The organism is Hydrocarboniclastica marina (assembly GCF_004851605.1).
Taxonomy (GTDB): domain Bacteria; phylum Pseudomonadota; class Gammaproteobacteria; order Pseudomonadales; family Oleiphilaceae; genus Hydrocarboniclastica; species Hydrocarboniclastica marina.
In genome coordinates, this window is record NZ_CP031093.1 from 1,419,889 (window position 1) to 1,445,764 (window position 25,876).

Genomic DNA, 25,876 nt, shown 5'->3' on the forward strand with positions numbered 1-25,876 from the left:
AGGGTTAATGATCAAGATCAAAAAAGGCCTGGATCTTCCGATTAGTGGTGCCCCGGAGCAGACCATCAGCGCGGGCCGGGCAGTATCGGAAGTCGCGCTGGTAGGTTTCGACTACGTTGGTATGAAACCGACGATGATGGTGCGCGAGGGCGATCGGGTAAAACGCGGCTCACTGCTATTCGTCGATAAAAAAACAGAGGGAGTGCAATACACCTCGCCCGCAGGCGGTACGGTAAAAGCAATAAATCGGGGTGACAGACGCGTCTTCCAGTCGGTTGTGATAGAGATTGATCAGAACGAGGAAGTAGAAACTTTCCCAAGCTACACAGTGGCGCAACTCGATTCTGTGGAGCGCCAGCAGGTGGTCGATAACCTGGTCAAGTCTGGCCTTTGGACACTCTTGAGAACGCGGCCCTATAGCAAAGTTCCGGCCATCAATAGCGTCCCGCACTCGATCTTCGTGCCGGTTATGGATACCAATCCGCTGGCGGCTGACCCGGAAGTTATCGTGGCGGAAGAGCCGGAAGCGTTTACGGTCGGCTTGCAGGTACTGACCAAGCTGACTACCGGCAAGGTATTCGTCTGTTCGGGTCCCGATGCAAAGTTGCCGTTGCCAGAGAACAAAGCCGTTGAGCAGCACTCTTTCAGCGGACCGCACCCGGCAGGCAACGTAGGCACTCATATCCACAATCTGGACCCGGCCAGTGGCACTAAAACGGTCTGGCACGTTGGCTACCAGGACGTGATTGCGATTGCCAAACTGTTTCTCACCGGGGAGGTGCCAGCAGAACGCGTGGTCGCCATTACCGGGCCGCAGGCAGTAAAGCCCCGGCTGGTGCGCACTCGTGTGGGCGCGAGTCTGGATCAGCTGCTCGAGGGCGAAGCGAACAGCGGCCCGGTGTTGCGTATGATTTCAGGCTCGGTATTCGGGGGGCGCACAGCTGCCGGCCCAATTGCCTATCTGGGGCGATACAGCAACCAGATCACGATTCTCGAAGAGGGTCACAAGCGCGAGTTTATGGGCTGGATCACGCCGGGTAGCGATAAGTTCTCGCGTTTGAATATCTACATTTCCCGTCTTTTCCGGCGCAAGCCTTTCGACATGAACACCACTACCAACGGCAGCGAAAGAGCCATGGTGCCGGTAGGGCTTTATGAAGAAGTCATGCCTCTCGATATCCTGCCCACGCCGTTGCTGAGATCGCTGATTGTTGGCGATACCGAGATGGCCCAAAAGCTGGGTGCGCTGGAGCTCGACGAGGAAGATCTGGCTTTGTGCACATTCGTCTGCCCGGGCAAATATGAATACGGTCCGATCCTCAGGCAGAATCTGACGCGGATTGAGGTTGAGGGCTAAACATGGCAATTCGACAGTATCTCGACAAACTGGAACCCCACTTTGAAAAAGGTGGCAAGTATGAGAAATGGTATGCCTTGTACGAGGCAGTCGATACCATTTTCTACACCCCGGGCAAGGTAACGGCGACGACCGCCCATGTCCGTGACGGGGTTGATCTCAAGCGGATCATGATCACCGTCTGGTTGTGCGTATTTCCGGCTATGTTCTTCGGTATGTGGAATATCGGCTACCAGGCCAACTCTGTGCTTGCGGCTGAAGGCGTTTCCATGAGCGAAGGGTGGCGCTCTGCACTGATCGCCGCCATGGCCGGAAATGATCCCGCCAGCCTCTGGGATAATTTTATCTATGGTGCGGTCTACTTCGTACCCGTGTATCTGGTGACCTTCGTCGTTGGTGGCTTCTGGGAAGTGCTCTTCGCCATGGTCCGCAAGCACGAGGTTAATGAAGGCTTTTTTGTTACCTCCATCCTTTTTGCCTTGATCTGCCCGCCAACGGTCCCGCTTTGGCAGGTAGCGCTGGGGATCACGTTCGGTGTTGTTATCGCGAAAGAGATCTTCGGCGGAACCGGCAAAAATTTCCTGAATCCAGCCTTGGCCGGCCGCGCTTTTCTGTTTTTCGCCTATCCGGCCCAGTGGTCCGGCGATAGCGTATGGACAGCTGTAGATGGCTTCACCGGCGCCACAGCCCTGAGCGTGGCAGCAGCCGACGGGATTGAAGGGTTACAGGCTCAACTGACCTGGCTCGACGCCTTTTTCGGCTTCATGCAGGGCTCGATTGCGGAAACCTCAGCTTTGGCGATTCTGATCGGCGGCGCCGTGCTGCTAATCATGAAGATCGCGTCCTATCGCATAGTTGGCGGGGTGCTGATCGGCGTTTTCGCGATGTCGTTGATGTTCAACCTGGTCGGTTCTGACACGAACCCGATGTTCGGCGTACCCGCGCATTGGCACCTCGTTATAGGTGGGTTGGCTTTCGGCATGATGTTCATGGCCACCGACCCGGTCTCGGCCTCAATGACCAATACCGGCAAATGGGTCTTCGGTATTCTGGTAGGCGTGATGATCATGCTGATACGTGTTGTGAACCCCGCGTTTCCGGAAGGCACAATGTTGGCCATCCTGTTTGCCAACCTGTTTGCGCCTTTTATAGATCATCTGGTCGTGCAGGCCAATATCAAACGGAGGCTCGCACGTGGCTAACAAAAACGAGACCATCGGCCGCACCATTTTGGTGGCGCTGGTACTGAGCTTTGTCTTTTCGGTTGTGGTGTCGACCGCAGCGGTTATTCTGAAACCGGTGCAGATCGAGAATCGCAACCTTGACATGAAATCAAATATTCTGGCTGCAGCCGGTCTGCTTGATTCAGGCGCAAGCGCTGAAGAAATTGAAAAGAAGTTCAAGTTGTTCGACGTACGTCTGGTTGATTTTTCTACAGGCGAGTACGTGGAACCGGCAGAGGTCGGCGTTCAGGATCCAATGCGGTACGATCAGTATGAAGCTTCAAGTGATCCCGAGAAGTCGATCAACCTGACGGGCCCGCAAGACCAGGCCGACATCAAGCGCCGGGCCAAGGTCGGCAAGGTATATATCTACCGCGAAGAGGGCGAGATTCAGCGCATCGTTCTGCCTGTTCACGGTTACGGACTCTGGTCGACCCTGTACGGGTTCATAGCGCTCGAAGGAGACGCCAACACAATCGCCGGCCTGACATTCTACGATCACGCTGAAACGCCAGGGCTCGGCGGTGAAGTAGATAACCCGGTTTGGCGCGCAAAATGGCCGGGTAAGGAAGTTTACGGCGAAGACATGGGCGAGCCGGAAATACAATTGATCAAGGGAAGTGTCGGGCCGGATACCGCCGACCGCGAACACAAGGTAGACGGGCTGGCTGGGGCGACCCTGACGAGCCGTGGTGTGACTAATCTGCTGCAGTTCTGGATGGGGGAATACGGTTTTGCCGAATACCTGTCCAAGCTGCGCCAAGGGGAGGTTTAGGACATGGCCGATTTAAAAGCCAGTAACGTACTGTTTGATCCCATCTTCAACAACAACCCGATCGGCTTGCAGATTCTCGGGATCTGCTCGGCCCTGGCCGTAACCAGTAGCCTTAGCGTAACGCTGGTCATGTGCGCCGCGGTGACCGCGGTCACCGCGTTCTCCAGTCTCGGGGTTTCGCTGATTCGCACCCAGATCCCGGGCAGTATCCGGATCATCGTGCAAATGACCATTATCGCCTCCCTGGTTATCGTCGTGGATCAGTTTCTCAAGGCTTACGCCTACGAGATGAGTAAGCAGCTTTCCGTCTTCGTTGGACTGATCATCACCAACTGTATCGTGATGGGGCGAGCTGAAGGTTTTGCCATGCAAAACGGGCCGGTGCTGAGCTTCCTGGACGGCATAGGTAATGGTCTGGGTTACAGCGTTATGCTGATCGCTATTGCCACTTGTCGCGAGTTTCTGGGATCCGGCAGTCTGGCGGGCATCCAACTGATGCCACTGGTCAACGATGGGGGCTGGTATAACCCTAATGGTCTTATGCTATTGCCGCCGAGCGCATTCTTCCTGATTGGTCTCTTTATCTGGGGGCTACGGACCTGGAAGCCTCAGCAGATCGAAGAACAGGACTACAAGATGGCTGCGCACAAGCCACAGGAGGTGTTCTAAATGGAGCACTATCTGAGCCTGATGATCCAAGCCATTTTCGTTGAGAATATGGCCTTGGCTTTCTTTCTGGGCATGTGCACGTTCATCGCTATCTCGAAGAAGATGGAAGCAGCGATGGGGCTGGGCATCGCGGTAATTGTGGTATTGACCATCACCGTTCCTGTTAACAACCTGATATTCAATACGGTATTGCGAGAGGGCGCCCTGGACTGGGCCGGCCTGCCTGATGTTGATCTGAGTTTCCTGGGCCTACTGACCTATATCGGCGTTATCGCCGCTATCGTTCAGATCATGGAGATGGTGCTCGACAAGTACGTACCTGCCCTTTACGCAGCGCTTGGCGTATTCCTGCCACTGATAACCGTGAATTGCGCCATTCTTGGCGCGGCGCTTTTCATGGTCGAGCGTGACTATACCTTTGGCGAGAGCGTCGCCTTCGGCTTTGGTGCCGGGGTTGGCTGGGCACTCGCGATCATCGCACTTGCAGGTATACGGGAGCGGCTGAAATACAGTGACGTTCCTGCTGGCCTGCGCGGCCTTGGTATCACTTTTATCACCGTTGGCCTGATGTCATTGGGTTTCATGTCATTCTCGGGCATCTCCCTCTAACGGGCAGTCAACAATAGGATCAATGCATGAATACAGAAATTATCCTAGGCGTTGTGATGTTCACGGTGATCGTGCTGTCACTCGTCGCGATCATCCTGGCGGCCCGGTCCAGGCTTGTGAGCACGGGTGACGTTACGATTGAAGTCAATGACGACCCTGACCATTCAGTGACCACTTCAGCAGGTGGCAAGCTCCTGGGCACACTGGCCAATAACGGCATTTTCCTGTCGTCTGCGTGCGGCGGTGGCGGTACCTGCGCCCAGTGCAAATGCCGGGTGCTCGAAGGCGGCGGCGCAATGGTTCCGACCGAAAAGACACACTTCACGCCCCGCGAGGAAAGGGAAGGGTGGCGCCTCTCCTGCCAGGTCCCGGTTAAGCAGGACATGAAAGTGGAGGTTCCGGAAGAAGTCTTCGGCGTGAAAAAATGGGAGTGCACGGTCAAATCCAACGATAACGTTGCTACGTTCATCAAAGAACTGGTGCTGGAACTCCCGGAAGGGGAAGTTGTGGACTTCCGGGCAGGCGGCTATGTGCAGTTGGAGACCCCGCCCTACGAGCAGAACTTCAAGGACTTTGATATCCACGAACGGTTCCGGGAAGACTGGGACAAACACGATCTCTGGCGCTTCAAGTCTGTCGTCAAAGAGCCGGTGATTCGTGCGTACTCAATGGCAAACTATCCCGATGAACGTGGCGTACTGAAGTTCAATATCCGTATTGCGACACCGCCTCCGGGTACCGATCATCCGCCCGGACAGATGTCATCCTATGTTTTCGGCCTAAAGCCTGGCGATAAAATCACTGTCTATGGACCCTTTGGTGAGTTCTTTGCCAGAGATACAGACGCAGAGATGGTCTTTATCGGCGGTGGTGCCGGTATGGCGCCAATGCGGGCTCACCTGTTCGATCAGCTTAAGCGGCTGAGCTCGAAGCGGAAGATCAGTTTCTGGTACGGCGCTCGTAGCCGCCGGGAAATGTTCTATGTCGAGGACTTTGATACCCTGGCCGAGGAAAACGACAACTTCGAATGGCACGTCGCTCTGTCAGATCCGTTAGAAGAAGATAACTGGACCGGCTATACCGGGTTCATACACAACGTGCTGTACGAGCACTACCTGCGGGATCACGACGCACCGGAAGACGTCGAATACTACATGTGTGGGCCGCCCATGATGAACGCGTCCTGTATCAAGATGCTGAAAGACCTCGGCGTTGAGGATGAAAACATCCTTCTGGACGACTTCGGCGGCTGATCATCAGCCCAGTTCCTGGCTGTACAGTCTGGCCGATATGACAAGGCTGTACAGCCAAGGCCCCTCCTGGTTCTAGCAGACCTGGCAAGCCGCCGGTCGGCGCGACCTATGTTATGCTATCGCACGGACAAAGTGGATTTTCCCACCGCTGGAGGTGAGTTATGGGTACATTCTTGCTCGCGCTGGGCCTTGTGCTCTGCCTAATGGCTGCAATGGCCGTTGGGGTTATATTTGGCCGCAAGCCGATCGCTGGAACGTGCGGGGGGCTGAACAATATGGGCAACAAGGGCGAGTGTGAGATCTGCGGCGGTAACCCCCAGAAATGTGAGGAGTCATCAGCCGACCTGGCCTATGACGCGTCTGCCCAAGGCAAAGAACGCCCCTAGATCGCGCCAGATGGTGGGCCTTGTGCTTCAGTAGTTAATCAGCGGAGATTCAGGGTCTATGGCAGAGCACCATTATGATGTAGTCGTTATCGGGGCTGGCCCTGCTGGCGAAGGCGCTGCCATGAACGCGACCAAAAACGGCTGCCGGGTCGCAACGATCGAAGACAAGCAGACCGTCGGAGGTAATTGCACGCACTGGGGTACCATACCCTCGAAAGCGCTGCGGCACTCCGTCAAGCAGATCATCACCTTTAACACCAACTCGATGTTCCGCGATATAGGCGAGCCGCGATGGTTTTCGTTTCCGCGCGTACTTCAGCATGCCGAAAAGGTGATGGCCAAACAGGTCAAGTTGCGCACGCAGTTCTATGCCCGAAACCGGGTTGACCTCTTCAATGGCTCTGCTTACTTCCTTGACAAAAATCGCATCGAAATTCGGGGCGGCACACGAGCCAACGAGGTGTTGCGGGCCAAAACGATCGTTGTGGCGACAGGCTCCCGGCCCTATCTCCCGCCAGACGTCAACTTCCGCCATCACCGTATTTACAACAGCGACACCATCCTCAAGCTGTCGCATACGCCGCGGACACTGATCATTTACGGTGCGGGCGTTATCGGCTCCGAGTACGCGTCCATTTTCGCCGGTTTGGGCGTTAAAGTGGATCTGATCAATCCAGGCAGCCGGCTTCTCACTTTTCTTGATGATGAAATTTCAGATGCGCTTAGCTATCACCTCAGGAATAACGGCGTGCTGGTCCGGCACAATGAGCAGTACGAGTCAGTGGACGGGGATGACCATGGGGTGGTGGTCAGTCTGCAGTCGGGCAAGAAGCTCCGGGCTGATGCGTTTCTCTGGTGTAATGGACGAAGCGGCAATACTGAACGTCTCGGCCTGGAGAACGTCGGCCTGGAAGTGAACTCCAGGGGTCAGCTGCAGGTGGATGAGCACTACAAGACGGAAGTTCCGGATATTTATGCGGTGGGAGACGTTATCGGTTGGCCAAGTCTCGCCAGTGCGGCCTATGACCAGGGCCGCTCGGCTGCCTCTGACGTCAACGGTGACCAATACTTCAGGTATATAGCGGATGTTCCCACCGGTATCTATACCATTCCCGAAATCAGTTCTGTGGGAAAGACGGAGAAAGAGCTGACGGACGCAAAGGTGCCTTATGAAGTGGGGCAGGCTTTTTTCAAAGACCTTGCTCGCGCTCAGATCACCGGGGACGAGGTGGGGATGCTGAAAGTGTTATTTCACCGGGAAAGCCGTGAGATTCTCGGCATTCACTGCTTCGGGGACCAGGCAGCTGAAATTGTTCATATCGGCCAGGCCATTATGAACCAGGGCGGCGAAGCCAATACCTTGAACTACTTCATAAACACCACTTTCAACTACCCAACCATGGCCGAAGCTTACCGCGTGGCAGCGCTCAATGGACTAAACCGAATCTTCTAGCGTCGACGCCTGATCCTGGCGCCATGCGCCTGGGTCACTCCCAGCGTAGCAGGTAACTCCAGTCGGGTGAGGTGAGCCAAGGTGAGAGGGCACATCGCCGGGCGCTAGTGCTGCTCTGCTCCTGTCAGCGTCAAGGGCCCGATCTGGGTCCTGCTTTCGAAGTAGGTACGGGTGCTTGTCGGGTAGTCCGTAATGATGCTATCGACTCCCTGAGCCTCCAGCTCCAGCATGTCGTGAATACGATTAACCGTCCAGGCTGAGACATGTAAGCCCTGGTTATGAGCTGCCAGTACCGTTTCAGCTTTGCAGAGGGTCCAGCGCAGGCATAGGTAATCGCATCCGAGCGACGTCGCGGTTTTGACAGGGTTGGGGTAGCGCCTCTCGGCAACCAGCCCGATGCGAATCTGGGCATCCCTTCGCTTGACTGCCTGCAGGAAACGTTCATCGCTTGAGGTCAGTATGATACGGCTCTGCCAGCGTCGCTGTTGGACCAGCTCGACCAGTCGGTTACAGAGTGAATTAAGGCGCTGCCAGCTATCGGTTTTTACTTCCAGTTGCATGTGTTCAAAGGCTGGGCAGCTCTCAAACACGGCATCGAGCCTGGGAATTCCTACTGGCGTGCGCCAGGGCGGGCCGCCGCGGCGTGCGTCCATCTGGTCAAGCTCGGCAGCACTGAAGCTGGCGATTTTCCCTTGCTTTTCCGTGGTCCTGTCAACGGTCAGGTCGTGCACCACCACGGGCACCCCGTCCGCGGACAGCTGTATGTCCATCTCGAAGCGCCGCACGCCATGACGATAAGCATGCTCGAAGCCTGCAAGCGTGTTCTCCGGGGCCTCACCTTTAGCGCCACGGTGCCCGTAGATCAGCATTGGATACTCCTGGTCAAAAAGATAGCATGACTAATAGGATTATAGCTGACCCTTCGCTTTGTGCCTGCACTGGACGAATTCCGAGGGGCTCAGGTGAAAGAGCTCGGCGATCCGTCGGATAAGGTGCTCCTCGTACCGATCCACGTGCTGATCCGCCAAGGCGACGCGCCAGAGCTGTTCAACGATATCCATCCGCTCGTTATGCGCACAGAGTTCGTTGATGACTCCCGTGAATTCGTAAAGCGAAGTGGCGTCGTCCACACGCTCCCGTGCAAGTGCCAGGAGTGCCTCACGTTCGTCTGCCGTGAACGTGGTCAGTGTGCCAGCGGCTTCGACAATCGTTGCGATTTCGCGCTCGTCTTCATCGTGGTCAATAGCCGCGATCTGGAGCATAAGCGCGGTCGCTGCCAGCGCCAGGCGATGTTCCCGGTCGGCTGGTGTCTCCTCCGACGAGCCGGGCTGGAGGTTGCTTTCGAGAAAACGTTTGATTTGATTCAGCATGTGTCAGGACGCCTTGGCAATCTCTACGAGACGCTCCTCCAGTGTGATTTGATCCGCAGCAAAACGCCGGATGCCATCCGCCAGCTTTTCTGTTGCCATGGGGTCGTCGTTCATCAGCCAGCGAAAACGGTTTTCGCTCAAGGGCGTTCGAGGCTCTTCGCAATAGACGTCCTCCGGGTTCAGCCGGCGCGGCAGCTCGCCTTCGTCCTCCGAGAGCTCCTGCAGGAGTGCGGGACTGATAGTTAGCCGGTCGCAACCCGCCAGAGCTTCTATTTCGCCTTTATTGCGAAAGCTGGCACCCATCACGATGGTTCGATAGCCGTAATACTTCAGATACGAGAAGATACGGGCTACCGAGATTACGCCGGGGTCTTTCTCAGCGGCGATTGATGTCTCTCCGGTCTGTGCAAGATGCCAGTCAAGAATGCGGCCGACGAACGGCGAAATCAGATAGACGCCGGCATCCGCACAGGCGACTGCCTGAGGGAAGCTGAACAACAGCGTAAGGTTGCAGTGGACGCCTTCCTGTTCCAGTTCACGCGCCGCCTGAATGCCTTCCCAGGTCGCGGCGATCTTGATCAGTACCCGGCTCGTGTCCACGCCGAGGTCGGCGTAGTGCCTTAACAATCGACGAGCACGCGCCACTGTTGCTGCAGTATCAAAGGAGAGCCTTGCGTCAACTTCGGTCGAGACCAGGCCCGGAATATGCTCAAGAATCCGCGAGCCGGCAATAACCGCCAGCCGATCAGTTGCGTTCTCGATCAACTCCCGGTTATTGCCCCCCTGGCTTTTGGCCCAGTTGACCGCTTCATTGACCATCTCGCGGTAGCTCTCAAACTGGGTTGCCTTGAGTAAAAGCGATGGATTCGTTGTCGCATCCTGCGGCTGCCAGGCGCGGATTGCGTCCAGGTCACCCGTGTCGGCGACGACGGTGGTCATCGCCTTGAGTTGTTCGAGTTTGTTGGTCATGACTACATCCGTTCCTTCGAGTAGTGGATCATTCGGCAGTGCCTGGGATGACGATAACGCGGGGCTTCTGGCGGAACAATGGTTTACTGAGCCGTTACCGTTTGGGTTTGCGGCTCGAGGCCTGTTTTTAGATCACTGTGACGCGATACCCGGGCCAGAGCTGCTGCCAGCACGCCCTGATCGGCTCCCGATTTATGAGCGTTCTCACTGAGGTGGCGGCGGAACTGGCGGCCACCCGGCTGACCATGGAACAGGCCAAGGATATGACGGGTTATGTGGTTCAACGGTTGCCCAGCACTGACATGGCGCTCGACATAAGGCATAAGTTCCTCAATTACCTGGTGCCTGTCCCGGGCTGGGGAAGGCTTACCATAGAACAGAGGGTCGACCTGCGAGAGAATCCATGGGTTCTGGTAGGCTTCCCGGCCGACCATGACGCCGTCCAGATCCTCCAGAAAATCCTGACAGATTTCCAGCTCCTTCAGACCGCCGTTCAGGATAACCGCGAGATGCGGAAAGTCCTGCTTCAGCCTGCTAACCCACTCGTACTTGAGCGGTGGTACCTCACGATTCTGTTTCGGGCTAAGGCCTTCGAGCACTGCAATGCGGGCATGGACGATAAAGCGCTCGCATCCAGCCTGGGCTACGGTACCGACAAAATCACAGAGCTGTTGATATGACTCCCGCCCATCGATACCAATCCGGTGCTTGACCGTAACGGGCACGCTTACGCGGTCGCGCATGGCTTGGACCGCGTCGGCTACAGTTGCGGGCTCAGCCATCAGACATGCGCCGATGCGGTTGTTCTGAACCCGATCGCTGGGACAGCCGACGTTGAGATTCACCTCGTCATAACCGGCAGCCTCGGCGAAGGCTGCACATTGGGCCAACTCTCCGGGGTCGCTGCCGCCGAGTTGCAACGCTATGGGGTGCTCCTCATGGCCAAATCGCAGAAACCGATCACGATCGCCGTAAAGCAGGGCGCCAGTGGTGATCATCTCGGTATAGAGCAGCGCCCGGCGTGTCAGCAGTCGGGCGAACTGGCGGTACTCGGGGGTAGTCCAGTCCATCATGGGCGCGACACTGAAGCGGTAGACCGGAGCCGGTTCGCTTGTGGTCGGCGTTAACGTCCTTTCCAGTGACGTCAGCGTACTGCTGAATTCGTCCATTAAATGCCTATTCTTGCCCTTTTTGAATGACGCGAGCGCTACATCATCCCGCTATGGAATGCCTTTAGCGCTGACACCCAATTGTAGCCCGAATCCAAGGTTTAAATCAGCCCGTGACTACGCGGCGCTGCAGCGAAGCGCCGCGTCTGCCAGGCCTTCAAGAAACTGTGTATAACCGCCGGACTCAGCCGCTATGCCTGTCGCAAGCGGGTCCCAGCTGCTGATGGTAACGTCAATACCATCAGTGACGCTGCGCCACCATTGCCGGTCGAATTGGGGCTCTGTAAGAATACAGGGCGACTCTGCGCTACGGAGACGCTCCAGGACTCGGCTCAGCCGCTGCACTCCAGGCTGTACTTCCGGACTGAATGTCAGACTGCCCGCTATGTCCAGTCCATAGTGTTCAGCGAACCTGCCGAAGGCTTCATGGTAAGTAAAAATAGAAACGGGGCGCGCATTCGCAAAGCGCTGCCGAATTTTCCGATCCACCTTGTCCAAACGCGACTCGAACGCCTCAAGATTGCGATCTACCTGTGCCTTGTCGATACCTGTGCTTTGTTTCAGTGTGGCCGCTATCGACTGTGCCATTGACAGCGCGAACACCGGATCGAGCCAAATATGCGGGTCCTCTGAGCCTTCATCGTGGGCATGACCATGACCGTGACCGGGCTCTTCATGAATACCTTCACCCAACTCGGCAACAGGCCCATGGTCATGTTCATCCGGGCTCGCGACTACGTCCGCGTCAGGATTCGGTCCGAGCGCGAGCGCTTTGTTGCGAAGAGCTTCCTGGCTCATCAGCTTCTGCAGAAAAAGCTCAAGACTCGGGCCAACCCAGACGATCAGGTCAGCCTCGGCCAGACTGCGTCGGCCCGACGGTCGAAGCTGGAAGCTGTGAGGGCTCTGGCCGCTCTCAACCAGTGTAGACAGCTCAACCATGTCTCCAGCTACCTCTGAGACCAGCAGTGCCAGGGGTTGGATGCTTACGACAACCCTGGGTTTCTCGTCCGCCTGAGCTGGCAGATTGGCAAAGATAGCGAATAGTGGAACAGCAATGAGCAGACGGCGCAGAGCCGTTTTCAGAGGCGACATGAATAGGTCCTGGATGATGTTAGTGCTATTGGTAATGTTATAATGTTACGTAATCTCATCCTATAGGTCCAGGCCGGTCTGCATATTGTCCGGTGAGCTGCCGTCGAGGCCCCATGGTACAATCCGCGCTTTCTCAGGCTGCTTAAAAAATAGGAAACCTGCTTTATGACCGTGCGTACCCGGATCGCGCCATCTCCCACCGGCGATCCCCATGTTGGAACTGCCTACATTGCTCTCTTTAACCTTTGTTTTGCGCGACAGAACGGCGGGCAGTTTATTCTCAGGGTTGAGGACACTGACCAGGCCCGCAGTACCGACGAATCAGAGGCCGATATTTTCAGGGCATTACGTTGGCTTGGGTTGGAGTGGGATGAGGGGCCCGACATCGGTGGGCCGTTTGCGCCGTACCGCCAGTCCGAACGTAAGGACAGCTATCGCGCCTACGCGCTGGAGTTGGTCGAAAAAGGTCATGCATTCTACTGTTTTCGTACGCCGGAGGAGCTGGAAGCAATACGCGAGGCGCGTAAGTCAGAAGGTCTCAACCCCGGTATAAAAGGGGATCTGGAACTACCTGAGGAGGAAGTCCGGCGTCGCCTGGACGCGGGCGAACCCTACGTGATTCGCATGAAGGTGCCCGAGGAGGGCACCTGCCGGATCGAAGACATGCTGCGTGGCACAATTGAGATCGAGTGGAGCCAGGTCGACAGCCAGATCCTGCTCAAATCGGACGGTATGCCTACGTACCACCTGGCCAACGTCGTCGATGATCACCTGATGGAGATCACTCACGTCATTCGCGGCGAAGAATGGATCAACTCTGCGCCTAAACATCAGCTCCTCTACAAGTATTTTGACTGGGAAATGCCGGTGCTCTGTCACATGCCGCTTTTGCGTAACCCGGACAAGAGCAAGCTGAGCAAACGCAAGAACCCGACCAGTATCAACTTCTACGAGCGCATGGGTTTTCTCCCCGAGGCTATGCTCAACTATCTGGGCAGGATGGGCTGGTCGATGCCGGACGAACGGGAGAAGTTCAGCCTCGACGAGATGTTCTCGCATTTTGATATCAACCGCGTGTCCCTCGGCGGGCCGATATTCGATGTAGAGAAGCTGCGGTGGCTTAACGGTCTCTGGATCCGGGAGAGTCTGACTGAAGATCAGTTTGCCGCTCGCCTGCAGCAGTGGTGGTTCAACGAAGAGAAGCTGCAGTCTCTGCTACCCCATGTCAAAAGCCGGGCAGAGGTATTCTCGGACATTGCGCCGATGGCCAGCTTCATGTTTTCAGGGATGTTGCCGCTGAAGCCCGAGGATTTCAGCGGCTCCAAGCTGGACGAGAATCAGGTCAAGGAGGTGCTGCAGTTCGCTCTCTGGCGCCTGGAGGCCCAGCGGGACTGGACCAAGGAAAACCTGTTTGCTGACATCAAGGGGTTGAGCAAAGCCATGGCGCTGAAGATGGGAGATTTCATGTTCCCTGTATTCGTCGCCATTGCCGGAACGCCCAACTCCTGGTCTGTAATGGACTCTATGGCCTTGCTCGGGCCAGACATCACGCGGGCGCGACTGCGTAATGCATTACATATCCTGGGGGGCTTCTCGAAGAAAGAAACCAAGCGGGTAGAAAAGGCGTTTCAGGCTCTTTCCCAGTAGATGTGAGTCAGCGTTGTGCGACGGGCTAGGCCTCTGGCCCATCTACACAGGCAGTTTCGCTACTGCCTGAATTATTTTCCCGGCAAGGGTTGACGGTTGGGGGAGGCCTCCTTAATATACCGCCCCGTTGGCATGCAGTGGGGCCATAGCTCAGCTGGGAGAGCGCAACGCTGGCAGCGTTGAGGTCGACGGTTCGATCCCGTCTGGCTCCACCACTTCTGCTCAAACGACAGTTTCTGCAACAAGCGCTCCTGCTGGACCGTATTGAGCAAGATTGTTATGAGCAATGCTGACGACTTGATCACCTGCGGGGGGTCAGTTTTCTTAGTCCCGTTCGTCTAGAGGCCTAGGACACCGCCCTTTCACGGCGGTAACAGGGGTTCGACTCCCCTACGGGACGCCATCTCTTCTTGCCGAGCGCCTGTCCGCGCCCCCGGTCTGTTCAGTTACCGTTGCTCTAGCATTGGCTCGCGTCGATGCCAGCCTCTTGCGCTCGTATCTCTGTCTCTTACCGGCCTGCATCTGTCTGGGCTGCCTCAGGCCGCCCTAATCGCCTGTCACCGGTTTAGCGTATGTCTCCCTTTAAGCTGCATACTGATGCATGGGATCGTAAGGCTTGCGGACGCGTGATAGCACTAACGTTCCGCAATCGCGCCTTTGCCTACTCCTTCAAAGGCCTGAACCCGTACGCGGCACTGCGGATGCACCTGCTTGATTTGTGTGGCCATGTGGTCAGCAATCCACTCAACGGTCGAGTCTGTCGCGATCAGATACGCGCGTTTTTCCGGGACAAGAAGCTCGAAATCGCCCTGGTTGGCCTGGTAGCGAAAGCGTAAGTAGGGGATGTCATTCTCCAGGAAGCGCTCGCAGATATCTTCCTGCGTTCCTATGTAGATGTCTTGCCACTGCGATGCCCACGTCGCCTCGAGCTGGGTGTCGCGTGCATCGTCGCGAATAACCTTAAGGCGAGACCGGTGTCCGTGGGCTATCCGCTGGCAGTTGCCGAGGTGCTTTTTGAGGCCATGGACGTAATGATAGAACGCACCTTCGATCACCTCTGGACGTAGCGTTAGCTCCACATCTTCAACGTTACCCGGCAATACGCCTTTGATCGCAGCAATAAGCACAGGCCCCAGCGTGTCTGCATTGATGGCTGTTCCTGGCACCGGGCAGAGGGCTGTGCGGGGAGAGTAATGTTCAATACGCGAGCCGTCGTCCAGTTGCCAGTGAAGTGTTACCTGGGCGGCATCAATCACGTGCAGATTGGGTGCATCAGTTGGGTAAGCCAGGCAGTGGTCGACAGTCTCGTCAATGATTTGCTTAATGATCTTCTTGACGGAACTGAAGTCAAACACCATGCCTTGCTCGTCGAGCTCACCGGCCAGCTCGACGTCAACAATCCAGCTTTCACCCACCAAGCCGCGACGGGGGTGGAGAAAGGCAAAGTCGATGACAGTCAGGTTCTCGACAAAAAGTCGGTTCATGGTTGCAGTGCACTCTGGGTAATGTGAGGGCGCGATTCTAGCAAAGACTGGCTTTGAGGCGTACCACGGATGCCTGCCGGGGCTGGCACGGCAAAGCTACTGCTGAGGACTGTGGTCGGAGGCGGATCGCTGGAGCCGGACTAGGGCGGCTCCGCCTGAAAGTGTAGGTCGGGTTTGCGGAGTACTGAGTGGGATACACGCTTCAATTGTTCGCCGACCCCGCCAGGACGGGGCCACATGCATACAATGCCTGATCAGAAGCCGCCTGCAATCCAGGCCAGCCCCAGGGAGAACAGGCCGAGGCTAATAGCCAGTCCTATCGTATAAGCCCGCCCGGTTGAGGAGCGCTGCTTTCGCAGGTAAACGTCGATCGTGTTCTGGGCTATCTCTTGCGCGGTTTCACGCGAGATGTCGTGAGCCTGCTGCGCAGCCTCGGACTGCAAGGTCTGCCAGAACTCTGTATCGATCATCTGTACTGACGTGATGTGGTCCTTGAGTTCGTCGAGCTGCTCGCGGGTAAAGTTCTGTCCGCCGCCGGCCCCTGCCAAGCCTTTCCGCAGGTCAGCCAGGCGCTCGCTCAGAGTCTGGTTGAGTTCTTTGCCCAGGTCTTCTTTGAAATCTTCCAGGCGGCTATTCAGGGCAGCACGGAAGCTGTCCAGCTCTTGTGCGGTGTTCTGCTCACTCTTGCGGGAAGATTCGTCGACGATGCGTTTGACGTGATCGTACTGCTCGTCGAAGAGGCTGCTCAAAAGCTCATGCAGGCGGTTATTGATGTGGGTTTTGACCGCCGAACGCGCGATCTGTTCAAGCAGACCGGAGGTCAGCGGAACCAGATCGGCCTGTGAAGTTCCGTAGTTTCCGGAGTTCATCTGTACTTTAGCCTGAACATCCATCAATTCTTCAGCGGGATCTTCCTGCTCGGTAAACTCCAGATCAGGTGGCTCGGGCAAGGTACCGTTGCGTATGTCGTCGCTCAACTTGCTCAGGATCAGGTCAAGACCATCGTTCTGTGGCGGCTTGTTCAGTATGTGGTAAACACCGTAATTCTTGGCTTCAGCGGTAAAGTCGTCAGACTTTTTAGAGGTGCACATAACGACAGGGATGCTGGCCGTGTCGGGGTTACGCTTGATGGCCTTGGTCGCTTCCACGCCATTCATGCCCGGCATGAGATGGTCCATGAAGATTACGTCGGGGCGTTCATTGCTGTTGAGGTAATCCAGCGCTTCTTCGGCAGAGCCAGCCATGTTGACCTGCATGTCTCGGTTCTCCAGCAGTTTGCTGAGGGCAAACCGGGCAACCTTCGAATCGTCAACTAACAGCGCATTCTTGATTTCCATTCTAAAACCTCAACTTGTTCATCATCCGACCCAGGATTACCAACCGGGCATGGGTGGGCACTGGGTGGCCCGATAGCTGTTTTCTCGGTAACACACGCCGGGCTCGCTGGAGCGTGCGGTGAAGACCTCGCCCTCGGCTGTCGTAAGGCGAACTTGCCCGTAGGGCTCGCCGTAACGGAAATTGGCGGTTATACGGCTGCCGTTCGGGTTGAGCAAATCGCCCGCTCCGTGATATTTGCCTTCCATGAAATTACCCTCGTACTTCTTGCCGTCCGAGAGAATCAGCACGCCTTTACCGTGGAATAAACCGTCCGCGAACCCGCCCTCGTAGTGGCGGCCGTCCGGGTAGGTCAGGGTGCCTTCACCGTGATACTGGCCGTTGCGGAACCCGCCGACGTAGAGCATCCCGTCCGCTGCGGTCAAGGTGCCGCGGCCATTCAGCGAGCCGCGCGCCCAGCTGCCGGTAAAAATGTCTCCAGCGTCAGTCGTCAGCGTTCCCTCTCCACTATAGGCGCCATTGGCGAAACCGCCGGAGTATATGTCGCCGTTCGGGAGCCTGAGGGTACCCCGGCCGTCAGGTTGACCGTTTACCCAGTCACCGTCATACCGACGCCCGTCCGGAAACTCTGCCCGTCCCTGGCCATGGAATACGCCGTCGCGGAACTCTCCGGTGTAGGTCAGGCCGGTCTCGTCTTCGTATGTGCCTTCTCCTGTCTTGAGTCCGCCGCGCCATGTCCCGTCGCGGTACTGAACTGTGGTGAAGGCTTCAAGTTCGGCAAAAATACGCTGTTCGTCGCCCGCCTCCAGGCTGACTGTCTGCTGCCAGCGCCGATGACCGTCCTTATTGACGACGATCTGGTATTTACCAGGTTCAAGTTCAAGGTTCAGGCGGGTCGAGCCGTACTCCCGGCCATTTATCGTTACCGAATCATTATAAACGTTGGAGCGAACTACCAGTGACGCCGTCGTAGGTTCTGGTGCCGCTTCAGGGCGAGGCTCAATAGGAAGTATCTCAAGCTCCTCTGCAAGCTGGGCGGGTGGCGGGTCGAGCTCTACATCGATAACGTCGGGCTTGACTGGCTCAACTGATTGAGCAGGTGGTTGGTTTTCCGGTTGCTGCACTTCCGGCTGGTGAACCTCGGCTGTAACGCTCTCGTTTACCGGCGGAGCCTGATCTTCAAAGGGCCCAGGAGCAGCGTTGTCGCTTTGTGGCTGAACCGCTGCGACGGAAGGCTCTTCTGTCTCTGCTGCAGCAACAGCGGCCTCTGTTGCAGCTTCACTGGAGCCGCGTAACGACTGTACCCAGGATTCTACCGTAGTGGCGAACTGGAGCCGCTCCGACGAGCCGGTCTGCAGGCTTGAGAAGCCTGCTGCGACAAGAAGCATCAGGACAAGCGCATTCGCAAAAAGCAGTGGTCTGAAATCGACCATTTAATAGCACCTCAACATCGTCAGGTCAGGACTGTGGGAATGGGAAACCGGAATATGCAACGTCTGGGCGCCAGGGTGGCGTCGACTCCGTCGTAGGAGTACTGACCTTTTCAACCTTGAAAGGTTAGCGTCTAGAAGGCGGCAATGTAATAAAAACTGCGCCAGTGTATGCATATTGCAAGACGCTTCACACTTTGTCAGGAACTGGTTTGCGCCCGATTTGCCGTTTTTGGCTCCTGCTGCCCAGGCGCCCTCTGTCCCTCTTCTCCCGCAGTTTGTGCTGGCTGCCCCATCTGAACCTGTTCCCAGGCTCTCATGTGTACTTCGGCTTCATATTCATAGGGTGATTTGAATGGTGTCAGGACGAAGTCAAATACGGCAAAGATGAAGCCGACCGAAAGCCAGGCGATAGCCACTGTTTCGAGCGTGGAAGCCTGCGCCTGAGGAGATGCAGTAACGAACGCCTGTAACGGAGGCAGTATGTCCTGCACCATCGCAACTGGATTGAAGCGGGCGACCACCAGGGGCAGCCAGAAACCCAGAAAGAGCGGAAAGAAGCCGAACGACCAGAGCAGGCGGCGCAAGAGATAGATCAGGCCGGCCTTGAAGTAGCGGCCACGCAGTTCGGGGATATTCCGTATGCTCTGCAGATACCGTTTGCGCTCTATCCAATAGGCCTCTAGCTCAGGATGTGCCTGGGCTGAAGGGCTATCGACGTGCCCTCGGGCGAGTGTGCTGCTTTCAGGCGGTGCAGTAGTCGGGGACACTGGATCAGTCATCATCGAGGTCGGCGAAGTTCGTCCTGAGGGCGGCGGGCAAAATTTGAGGCCCCAGCCGTTTTTAATTTATGAGCGTGGGATGTTCGCGCAATATCGAAAACTCTGCCGAGAGACAAGCGCGACATCACAGTTTATTCCCGGTATCAGTAGCATAGCAGTGTTTCTTCTTTTCAGTGCGAGGTCGCCGGATTCGGCCCCTGACAGGCGGCTCAAAAAGTAAGTATAGTGGCTGCAGACCAACAGCGGCGAGAACTGTCCGGATGCCGCCCTGGCTGAAGCTCTGCCGCTATCTGACTGAGCTTCTGCTGGTGCCTTTATCTTGAAGTCTCGCTCAAGAACTTTGCCAATGGATGATCTATGCCAGCGAATAATACCGCCGCGACGCACCCCGCCTTTACCAAAATACGCAGCCACAAAATAGCGAACCTTCACCTGACGCTTGAGGAGTATGAGCACGCGGCGACGGGGGCCCGGCATATCCATATGGCTGCGGACAATGATGAGAATGTCTTCCTGGTGGCCCTGCGGACTTTCCCGATGGATTCAACCGGTGTTGCCCACATTCTTGAGCATACGGCGCTCTGTGGGAGTGAGCGTTACCCGGTCCGGGATCCTTTCTTCATGATGATCCGCCGGTCGTTGCATACCTTCATGAATGCGTTCACCAGCAGCGACTGGACGGCATACCCGTTCGCCAGCAAGAACCGCAAGGATTTTGACAACCTGCTGTCGGTTTACCTCGATTGCGTGTTTTTTTCCAAACTCGATCCACTCGATTTTGCTCAGGAAGGCCACCGCCTGGAATTTTCCGAGCCCTCAGACACGGCTACACCGCTGGTGTACCGGGGCGTGGTCTATAACGAGATGAAAGGGGCGATGAGCTCCCCGGTTTCCCAGCTTTGGCAGACACTGTCAAAGCATCTCTTCCCAACCACCACCTACCATTACAACAGCGGCGGTGAGCCAGACCACATAGTCGACTTGCGCTATGACGACCTGCTCGCCTTCTATCGCCGTCACTACCATCCAAGCAACGCTGTGTTCGCAACCTACGGCAACATTCCCGCGAGCGAGCACCAGGCGCGCTTCGAGAACGAGGTGTTAAGTCGGTTTGAACACCAGGCCATGTCATTGCCAGTCTTCGACGAAAAGCGCTATTTCGCCCCCGTTAAGGTCCAGGAACACTATGGCCTGGGCGAAGATGAGGATACCTCGGGTAAAAGCCACATCGTCATGGGCTGGTTGCTGGGACACAGTTTTGACCTGGAGCAGAACCTCGAGGCGGAACTGCTGGCGAGCGTGCTGCTGGAGAACAGTGCGTCCCCCCTCCAGCGGGCGCTGGAGCAGACGGAACTTGGGCACGCACCGTCGCCACTCTGTGGGCTTGAAGACAGCAATCGGGAAATGACCTTCGTCTGCGGTATCGAGGGCGCCGAGCCGGAGCGCGTTGCAGAGCTTGAGCAGCTGGTGCTTGGCGTAATTGAGCAGGTCGTGTCTGAGGGAGTCAGCCAGGATCGGCTGGAAGCGATTCTTCATCAGCTGGAGCTGCAGCAGCGGGAGATTGCAGGGGACAGCTTCCCCTATGGGCTCCAACTGATCATGTCAGCTTTGACGCCACTGATTCACGGCGGCGACCCTGCCGGGCTACTGGATCTGGACCCCGTGCTGGTGCGGCTGCGCGAACGGATCAAGGACCCGGAATACATTCCTGGCCTGGCGAAAAGACTGCTGCTGGACAACCCGCACCGGGTCACCCTGACACTGGCGCCGGATACCCAGCTAGACGGGCGCCGTCAACGTGCGATCGAGCAGGCTTTGGCCGAGCGCAAAGCAGCGATGACTGAGCAGGAGGCCGCCAGCCTGGTGGCGCAGGCCAAGGCACTGGAGGAGCGGCAGACGCGCGTCGATGACGATTCGATCCTGCCGAAGGTCGGGATTGAAGATGTGCCAACCGAAACAGCGGACCCCGAGGCTGAAGTCGCCAGTGACTTCCCGGCAACGCTCTATCGCCAGGGCACCAATGGGCTGGTCTACCAGCAGATTGTGGTGCCCCTGCCTGCGCTGAGCGAAGACGAGTTGGCGCTGCTGCCGCTCTATGTCCAGTCAGTGTCGGAGATGGGCTGTGGCGACCTGGATTATCTGCAGATGCAGGATCGCATGTCAGCGGAATCAGGTGGTGTGAGTGCTTCCTTCAGCGCTCGTGGAAAAGTTGATGATCTGCAGGCGACCTCGGGCTATTTTGTTCTGAGCGGAAAAGCGTTGGCACGCAACCGCGACAGGCTTGTGCATTTGCTCCACGATATTTATCGGGATGTGCGCTTCGACGAGTTGGAGCGCTTGCGCGAGTTGGTGGCTCAAACCCGGGCCCGGCGGGAGCAGTCGATAACAGGATCCGGTCATGCCCTGGCGATGGGCGCCGCCTCTCAGGGCGCCAGCCCTGTGGCAAATCTGACGTTCAAGCTGGGCGGACTACAGGGAATAAGAACCACCAAACAACTGGATGATCGTCTACGCGCTGGGGAAGGCCTGTCTGAGCTGGGGCAGGCGCTTGGCGGGCTTCATCGCAAGCTCACGTCTCAGCCACGACAGTTTCTGATAATCGGCGAGGATGACCAGGTACAGGACATCCTGAACAACACTAAGCTGGTCTGGGGAGACGCCGGGCCCAAGGCGGGCGAGACTTTTACCCTGCCGGCTGTAAGCGAGAACGTGAACCAGGCGTGGCTCACGTCCACTCAGGTGAATTTCTGTGCCCGGGCCTACCCGACGGTACCTAGCGACCACCCTGATGCGCCCATACTGACGGTGCTCGGTGGCTTCCTGCGGAACGGGTTTCTGCACAGGGCCATCCGAGAACAAGGCGGTGCCTATGGCGGCGGCGCAGGGCAGGACAGCACTGCCGGCGCGTTCCGGTTCTTCTCGTACCGTGACCCACGCCTTGAGGAGACCCTCGATGATTTCGATGCTTCTCTGAACTGGCTACGTGAGTCAAGCCATGACTACCAGGCACTTGAAGAGGCTATCCTCGGGGTAATAGGCCAGATCGACAAGCCGCACTCTCCTGCCGGTGAGGCGCGTTTCGCTTTCCACAGCAATCTCTTTGGCCGCACGCCCGAGCAGCGTCGGCTGTTCCGTGAACGGGTTCTGGCAGTCACAGTGGAGGATATGCTGGGCGCCGCGGAGCGTTGGCTAAAGCCCGAAAACGCCAGTACAGCGGTTATTGCCAGCCCCGGTTCGAAAGCGGCTTTGCAATCGCGGGGGATGAGCATTCACGAAATCTGAACACGGTCGTTCAGCAGAAAGGGCGCCGCTGTTCGTCTGTAGCTCATCAGCTAACGGGCATGGCGCTCAATTCCAGTCTCGACCATGATTCGGGTTGAAATTTCCTCGACGGAATACGCTGTAGTGTTGAGGTATGGCACGCGCTCGCGGCGGTACATCAGCTCAACTTCCTCGATCTCTTCCCGGCATTGCTTGAGCGAGGAGTAGCGAGAGTTGGGCCTGCGCTCGTTGCGGATAATCGACAGGCGTTCCGGATCGATGGTCAGCCCGAAAAGTTTGGAGCGGTGTTCGCGTAACGCAGCGGGGAGTTTCTGGTCGCTGATGTCTTCCTCTGTGATCGGGTAATTAGCAGCTTTCAAACCGAAATGCAGGGCGAGATAGAGGCAGGTGGGCGTTTTGCCGCTACGTGAGGCGCCGATCAGGATCAGGTCGGCGTCGTCATAGTGCCGTGTCCGGGCGCCGTCATCATTGTCGAGGGCAAAATTGACAGCATGAATACGTCGCTCGTATGAACGGTCATTCACGATGGAGTGAGATTTGCCTACCGTGTAGGAAGAGTTCGAGCCCATCTCTTTCTCAAGCGGGTCAAGAAACGTCTCGAAGATATCGATCATAAAGCCATCGACATCACTGACCAGTTCGCGTATTTCGCGGTTCACGATCGTGTCGAAAATTATCGGCCTGAGGCCGTCGCGTTTGGCAACGTCGTTGATGCGTTTAACCACTGATCGAGCTTTTTCAGGCGTGTCGATGTAAGGCACTGTGAATTTATCAAATTCGACGTTCTCGAACTGGGCAAGAAGACTCTGGCCAAGGGCTTCAGCCGTGATACCTGTTCCGTCAGAGATAAAAAATGCCGTGCGTTTGATCATCGATTGGGACTCTCGGCAGTGCATGAATTGAGAATAAGTATGTCGTACCATTGGCCAATTCGCCAGAAAGCTGGCGCCGGACCATCGCGGTTTCTTCCAGGCCCGACCCGACTTGGCTGGCTATTTGACCGGCTGTTTCGAACGCTGCTGCCGGAAAGTATCGGGCTCAGCCGCTGATACGTCGTATAGGCATTTTTAGGCAATCCGCCGGTGTTACAGTATGATATCCGGCACTAACCAGGCGGCCTCGCTGCCACGCAGAGACTCTATTTACAGGGGAGACAGGCTTTGGACGATTACATCATCTGGTTCGATAAAGCAGGCATGAACGATGTCGATCGGGTCGGCGGCAAGAATGCCTCCCTCGGCGAGATGATCAGTAACCTCGACCATGCCGGGGTATCAGTGCCTGGCGGATTTGCCACGACTGCCCATGCTTACCGTGAGTTTCTCGAAACTGACGGCTTGCGCGGCCGGATTGATACCGCTCTGGCCAAGCTCGACATCAATGATGTAAATGAGCTGGCACGGGTTGGCGCTCAGATTCGGCAGTGGATTATCGACACGAAGTTCCCAGCTCGTCTCGAAGAAACGGTAGAAAATGCTTTCACCACTCTGCAAGCCGGGAATCTGTCCATGGCTGTGGCTGTGCGGTCGTCGGCGACCGCCGAGGATCTCCCGGATGCATCCTTTGCCGGGCAGCAGGAAACCTTCCTTAATATCGTTGGCCTGGATAACGTGAAGCTGGCCATCAAAGAGGTATTCGCGTCGCTGTTCAACGACCGTGCCATCTCTTATCGAGTCCACCACGGTTTTGATCACGGTCAGGTAGCGCTCTCCGCCGGTATTCAGAAAATGGTACGCAGCGAGACAGCCAGCAGCGGCGTTATGTTCACTCTCGATACTGAGTCGGGTTTCCGGGACGTCGTCTTCATCACGGCGTCGTATGGTCTCGGCGAAACCGTTGTTCAGGGTGCCGTGAATCCTGATGAGTTTTACGTCCACAAGCCTACTTTCGAAGCAGGTCGCCCGGCTATTCTTCGGCGAAACCTGGGTAGCAAAGCCATCAAGATGGTCTATGCCGGCGACGGCGAGACGGGCAAATCAGTAGATACCGTCAAAGTTGATCCGGAAGACCGTAACTGCTTCTCCCTGAGTGACAGCGAGATCGCAGATCTTACTCGCCAGGCGATCATTATCGAAAAGCACTACCAGCGACCCATGGATATTGAATGGGCAAAAGATGGCGACGACGGCAAGATCTATATCGTCCAGGCGCGTCCGGAAACCGTCAAGAGTCGCTCGGCTGCTCACGTCATGGAGCGCTATCTGCTGAAAGAAAAGGGCGCGGTTATTGTTGAAGGCCGCAGCATCGGCCATCGCATTGGCAGCGGCCCCGTCCGCATCGTTACCAGCATTCATGAGATGGATCGCGTGAAGGACGGGGACGTTCTCGTCACCGATATGACCGACCCGGACTGGGAGCCGGTGATGAAGCGCGCGTCGGCGATTATCACTGACCGGGGCGGGCGCACCTGCCACGCGGCCATTATCGCACGGGAACTGGGTATCCCGGCGGTAGTCGGATGCGGCAACGCCACCGAAATTCTGCAGGAAGATCAGGAAGTCACGGTGTCCTGTGCCGAAGGCGATACGGGCCTTATCTACGAAGGTCAACTGGCTTTCGAACTGCGCGAAAACTCCGTGGAGTCAATGCCTGCGCTGCCATTCAAGATCATGATGAACGTCGGCAATCCCGACCGTGCTTTTGACTTCCAGGCATTGCCCAATGAAGGGGTCGGGCTGGCGCGGCTGGAGTTCATCATCAACCGTATGATCGGCGTGCACCCAAAGGCACTACTTAATTTCGATTCGCTGCCCCGTGATCTCAAGCAGACAGTCGAGAAGCGTATCTCAGGCTATGCCTCGCCAGTTGACTTCTATGTTGACAAGCTGGTCGAGGGAATATCGACGCTTGCTGCTGCGTTTCACCCCAAACGCGTCATTGTGCGGCTGTCAGACTTTAAGTCCAATGAGTATGCGAACCTCATCGGTGGAACACTGTATGAGCCTGACGAAGAGAACCCCATGTTGGGCTTCCGAGGGGCCTCACGGTACATCTCTGACACTTTCCGTGATTGCTTCGAACTCGAGTGCCGGGCCATGCGCAGGGTTCGGGACGAAATGGGCCTGACAAACGTAGAGATCATGGTTCCGTTCGTGCGAACGCCAGGAGAGGCTCGGCAGGTGAGCGAGTTGCTGGCCGCCAATGGCCTGCGTCGCGGAGACAATGGGCTGCGGCTGATCATGATGTGTGAGCTGCCCGCCAATGCTCTGCTTGCAGACCAGTTCCTGGAATACTTCGACGGCTTTTCTATCGGTTCGAATGACCTTACTCAGCTCACGCTTGGTCTGGACAGAGACTCGGGTATCGTTGCGCATTTGTTCGATGAACGTAACGAAGCCGTCAAGATGCTGCTGGCCAGTGCGATCCAGGCCTGCAAGAAGGCCGACAAGTATATCGGCATTTGCGGGCAGGGGCCGTCTGACCATCCGGACTTTGCCAAGTGGCTGATGGATCAAGGCATCGATAGTGTATCGCTGAATCCGGATTCTGTACTGGACACCTGGTTCTTCCTGGCGGAAGAACAGGTCGAGTTCTAGTCGGGCAAAACGCTACGGGCGGGCCCAGTCAGGCCCGCCCGTCTTCTGATACGGT

21 protein-coding genes and 2 tRNA genes are annotated in these 25,876 nt (G+C 56.7%); 13 read left to right on the forward strand and 10 right to left on the reverse strand.

The genetic code is table 11. The features are described from left to right. Nucleotides 1–7: 7 nt before the first annotated feature. The 8 genes from soil367_RS06285 to sthA all read left to right on the forward strand — a co-directional run bounded on the left by soil367_RS06285 (nucleotide 8) and on the right by sthA (nucleotide 7,725). The gene (locus soil367_RS06285) at nucleotides 8–1,357 is read left to right on the forward strand and encodes a Na(+)-translocating NADH-quinone reductase subunit A (RefSeq protein ID WP_136547975.1); all 1,350 of its coding nucleotides are present in this window, start codon (nucleotides 8–10) and stop codon (nucleotides 1,355–1,357) included. Nucleotides 1,358–1,359: 2 nt separating this feature from the next. Further along, nucleotides 1,360–2,559 (forward strand): NADH:ubiquinone reductase (Na(+)-transporting) subunit B, encoded by a 1,200-nt coding sequence (locus tag soil367_RS06290; RefSeq protein ID WP_136547977.1) that lies wholly within the window; start codon nucleotides 1,360–1,362, stop codon nucleotides 2,557–2,559. After that, nucleotides 2,552–3,355 (forward strand): Na(+)-translocating NADH-quinone reductase subunit C, encoded by an 804-nt coding sequence (locus soil367_RS06295; RefSeq protein WP_136547979.1) that lies wholly within the window; start codon nucleotides 2,552–2,554, stop codon nucleotides 3,353–3,355. The genes soil367_RS06290 and soil367_RS06295 overlap by 8 nt, the downstream gene beginning before the upstream one ends. A 3-nt stretch (nucleotides 3,356–3,358) precedes the next feature. Next, complete coding sequence (locus tag soil367_RS06300) at nucleotides 3,359–4,024, forward strand: NADH:ubiquinone reductase (Na(+)-transporting) subunit D (protein WP_136547981.1); 666 nt, start codon at nucleotides 3,359–3,361, stop codon at nucleotides 4,022–4,024. Further along, nucleotides 4,025–4,633 carry an NADH:ubiquinone reductase (Na(+)-transporting) subunit E gene (nqrE, locus tag soil367_RS06305; protein WP_136547982.1) on the forward strand — a complete coding sequence of 203 codons (609 nt, stop codon included), beginning with the start codon at nucleotides 4,025–4,027 and terminating at the stop codon, nucleotides 4,631–4,633. 26 nt (nucleotides 4,634–4,659) lie between these two features. Beyond that, complete coding sequence (gene nqrF, locus soil367_RS06310) at nucleotides 4,660–5,886, forward strand: NADH:ubiquinone reductase (Na(+)-transporting) subunit F (RefSeq protein ID WP_136547984.1); 1,227 nt, start codon at nucleotides 4,660–4,662, stop codon at nucleotides 5,884–5,886. Between the two features lie 161 nt (nucleotides 5,887–6,047). Then, complete coding sequence (gene nqrM, locus soil367_RS06315) at nucleotides 6,048–6,272, forward strand: (Na+)-NQR maturation NqrM (protein WP_136547986.1); 225 nt, start codon at nucleotides 6,048–6,050, stop codon at nucleotides 6,270–6,272. Between the two features lie 58 nt (nucleotides 6,273–6,330). Further along, nucleotides 6,331–7,725: a Si-specific NAD(P)(+) transhydrogenase gene (sthA, locus tag soil367_RS06320; protein WP_136547988.1), complete on the forward strand. Its 1,395-nt coding sequence runs from the start codon at nucleotides 6,331–6,333 to the stop codon at nucleotides 7,723–7,725. Nucleotides 7,726–7,829: 104 nt separating this feature from the next. Here sthA and soil367_RS06325 read toward each other — a convergent pair whose 3' ends face one another. From soil367_RS06325 to soil367_RS06345, 5 genes are all read right to left on the reverse strand, one after another. Beyond that, complete coding sequence (locus soil367_RS06325) at nucleotides 7,830–8,594, reverse strand: glycerophosphodiester phosphodiesterase (protein ID WP_136547990.1); 765 nt, start codon at nucleotides 8,592–8,594, stop codon at nucleotides 7,830–7,832. A gap of 39 nt (nucleotides 8,595–8,633) precedes the next feature. Continuing rightward, nucleotides 8,634–9,095: a tellurite resistance TerB family protein gene (locus tag soil367_RS06330; protein WP_136547992.1), complete on the reverse strand. Its 462-nt coding sequence runs from the start codon at nucleotides 9,093–9,095 to the stop codon at nucleotides 8,634–8,636. A 3-nt stretch (nucleotides 9,096–9,098) separates the two neighbouring features. Further along, nucleotides 9,099–10,064, reverse strand: coding sequence for a transaldolase (gene tal / locus soil367_RS06335; RefSeq protein WP_136547994.1), 966 nt, complete (start codon nucleotides 10,062–10,064; stop codon nucleotides 9,099–9,101). An 83-nt stretch (nucleotides 10,065–10,147) separates the two neighbouring features. Continuing rightward, a complete protein-coding gene (dusA, locus tag soil367_RS06340) occupies nucleotides 10,148–11,233 on the reverse strand; it encodes a tRNA dihydrouridine(20/20a) synthase DusA (RefSeq protein WP_136547996.1) in 1,086 nt (361 codons plus the stop codon). Between the two features lie 117 nt (nucleotides 11,234–11,350). Then, nucleotides 11,351–12,325, reverse strand: a complete 975-nt coding sequence (locus tag soil367_RS06345; protein WP_136547998.1) for a zinc ABC transporter substrate-binding protein — start codon at nucleotides 12,323–12,325, stop codon at nucleotides 11,351–11,353. A 165-nt stretch (nucleotides 12,326–12,490) separates the two neighbouring features. Here soil367_RS06345 and gltX point away from each other — a divergent pair, with 165 nt between their 5' ends. The 3 genes from gltX (at nucleotide 12,491) to soil367_RS06360 (ending at nucleotide 14,375) form a co-directional block, all read left to right on the forward strand. Further along, nucleotides 12,491–13,972, forward strand: coding sequence for a glutamate--tRNA ligase (gene gltX, locus soil367_RS06350; protein WP_136548000.1), 1,482 nt, complete (start codon nucleotides 12,491–12,493; stop codon nucleotides 13,970–13,972). Between the two features lie 139 nt (nucleotides 13,973–14,111). Further along, nucleotides 14,112–14,187, forward strand: a tRNA-Ala gene (locus soil367_RS06355). A gap of 112 nt (nucleotides 14,188–14,299) precedes the next feature. Next, nucleotides 14,300–14,375 (forward strand) — tRNA-Glu (locus soil367_RS06360). A 232-nt stretch (nucleotides 14,376–14,607) separates the two neighbouring features. On the opposite strand, the gene soil367_RS06365 is transcribed toward soil367_RS06360, so the two are convergent. From soil367_RS06365 to soil367_RS06380, 4 genes are all read right to left on the reverse strand, one after another. Next, nucleotides 14,608–15,456 carry a 6-pyruvoyl trahydropterin synthase family protein gene (locus soil367_RS06365; RefSeq protein ID WP_136548002.1) on the reverse strand — a complete coding sequence of 283 codons (849 nt, stop codon included), beginning with the start codon at nucleotides 15,454–15,456 and terminating at the stop codon, nucleotides 14,608–14,610. Between the two features lie 254 nt (nucleotides 15,457–15,710). Continuing rightward, complete coding sequence (locus tag soil367_RS06370) at nucleotides 15,711–16,793, reverse strand: response regulator (protein WP_136548004.1); 1,083 nt, start codon at nucleotides 16,791–16,793, stop codon at nucleotides 15,711–15,713. A gap of 36 nt (nucleotides 16,794–16,829) precedes the next feature. Continuing rightward, nucleotides 16,830–18,224, reverse strand: a complete 1,395-nt coding sequence (locus soil367_RS06375; RefSeq protein ID WP_136548006.1) for an MORN repeat-containing protein — start codon at nucleotides 18,222–18,224, stop codon at nucleotides 16,830–16,832. A 197-nt stretch (nucleotides 18,225–18,421) separates the two neighbouring features. After that, nucleotides 18,422–18,991, reverse strand: a complete 570-nt coding sequence (locus soil367_RS06380; protein ID WP_246065561.1) for a hypothetical protein — start codon at nucleotides 18,989–18,991, stop codon at nucleotides 18,422–18,424. Nucleotides 18,992–19,360: 369 nt separating this feature from the next. Here soil367_RS06380 and soil367_RS06385 point away from each other — a divergent pair, with 369 nt between their 5' ends. Beyond that, the gene (locus soil367_RS06385; RefSeq protein ID WP_136548008.1) at nucleotides 19,361–22,285 is read left to right on the forward strand and encodes an insulinase family protein; all 2,925 of its coding nucleotides are present in this window, start codon (nucleotides 19,361–19,363) and stop codon (nucleotides 22,283–22,285) included. Between the two features lie 50 nt (nucleotides 22,286–22,335). Here the strand turns inward: soil367_RS06385 and ppsR are convergent, their stop codons facing one another. Continuing rightward, nucleotides 22,336–23,157: a posphoenolpyruvate synthetase regulatory kinase/phosphorylase PpsR gene (gene ppsR, locus soil367_RS06390; protein WP_425459967.1), complete on the reverse strand. Its 822-nt coding sequence runs from the start codon at nucleotides 23,155–23,157 to the stop codon at nucleotides 22,336–22,338. 288 nt (nucleotides 23,158–23,445) lie between these two features. Between ppsR and ppsA the strand changes: the two genes are divergently transcribed. Beyond that, complete coding sequence (gene ppsA / locus soil367_RS06395; RefSeq protein ID WP_136548010.1) at nucleotides 23,446–25,821, forward strand: phosphoenolpyruvate synthase; 2,376 nt, start codon at nucleotides 23,446–23,448, stop codon at nucleotides 25,819–25,821. Nucleotides 25,822–25,876 lie beyond the last annotated feature (55 nt).

What these genes read in the sequence shown, in the direction of transcription:
- soil367_RS06285 (WP_136547975.1), top strand. Translation starts at nt 8, where the DNA reads ATGATCAAGATCAAAAAAGGCCTGGATCTTCCGATTAGTGGTGCCCCG.
- soil367_RS06290 (WP_136547977.1), top strand. Translation starts at nt 1,360, where the DNA reads ATGGCAATTCGACAGTATCTCGACAAACTGGAACCCCACTTTGAAAAA.
- soil367_RS06300 (WP_136547981.1), top strand. Translation starts at nt 3,359, where the DNA reads ATGGCCGATTTAAAAGCCAGTAACGTACTGTTTGATCCCATCTTCAAC.
- nqrE (WP_136547982.1), top strand. Translation starts at nt 4,025, where the DNA reads ATGGAGCACTATCTGAGCCTGATGATCCAAGCCATTTTCGTTGAGAAT.
- nqrF (WP_136547984.1), top strand. Translation starts at nt 4,660, where the DNA reads ATGAATACAGAAATTATCCTAGGCGTTGTGATGTTCACGGTGATCGTG.
- nqrM (WP_136547986.1), top strand. Translation starts at nt 6,048, where the DNA reads ATGGGTACATTCTTGCTCGCGCTGGGCCTTGTGCTCTGCCTAATGGCT.
- sthA (WP_136547988.1), top strand. Translation starts at nt 6,331, where the DNA reads ATGGCAGAGCACCATTATGATGTAGTCGTTATCGGGGCTGGCCCTGCT.
- soil367_RS06325 (WP_136547990.1), bottom strand. Translation starts at nt 8,594, where the DNA reads ATGCTGATCTACGGGCACCGTGGCGCTAAAGGTGAGGCCCCGGAGAAC.
- soil367_RS06330 (WP_136547992.1), bottom strand. Translation starts at nt 9,095, where the DNA reads ATGCTGAATCAAATCAAACGTTTTCTCGAAAGCAACCTCCAGCCCGGC.
- tal (WP_136547994.1), bottom strand. Translation starts at nt 10,064, where the DNA reads ATGACCAACAAACTCGAACAACTCAAGGCGATGACCACCGTCGTCGCC.
- dusA (WP_136547996.1), bottom strand. Translation starts at nt 11,233, where the DNA reads ATGGACGAATTCAGCAGTACGCTGACGTCACTGGAAAGGACGTTAACG.
- soil367_RS06345 (WP_136547998.1), bottom strand. Translation starts at nt 12,325, where the DNA reads ATGTCGCCTCTGAAAACGGCTCTGCGCCGTCTGCTCATTGCTGTTCCA.
- gltX (WP_136548000.1), top strand. Translation starts at nt 12,491, where the DNA reads ATGACCGTGCGTACCCGGATCGCGCCATCTCCCACCGGCGATCCCCAT.
- soil367_RS06365 (WP_136548002.1), bottom strand. Translation starts at nt 15,456, where the DNA reads ATGAACCGACTTTTTGTCGAGAACCTGACTGTCATCGACTTTGCCTTT.
- soil367_RS06370 (WP_136548004.1), bottom strand. Translation starts at nt 16,793, where the DNA reads ATGGAAATCAAGAATGCGCTGTTAGTTGACGATTCGAAGGTTGCCCGG.
- soil367_RS06375 (WP_136548006.1), bottom strand. Translation starts at nt 18,224, where the DNA reads ATGGTCGATTTCAGACCACTGCTTTTTGCGAATGCGCTTGTCCTGATG.
- soil367_RS06385 (WP_136548008.1), top strand. Translation starts at nt 19,361, where the DNA reads ATGCCAGCGAATAATACCGCCGCGACGCACCCCGCCTTTACCAAAATA.
- ppsR (WP_425459967.1), bottom strand. Translation starts at nt 23,157, where the DNA reads ATGATCAAACGCACGGCATTTTTTATCTCTGACGGAACAGGTATCACG.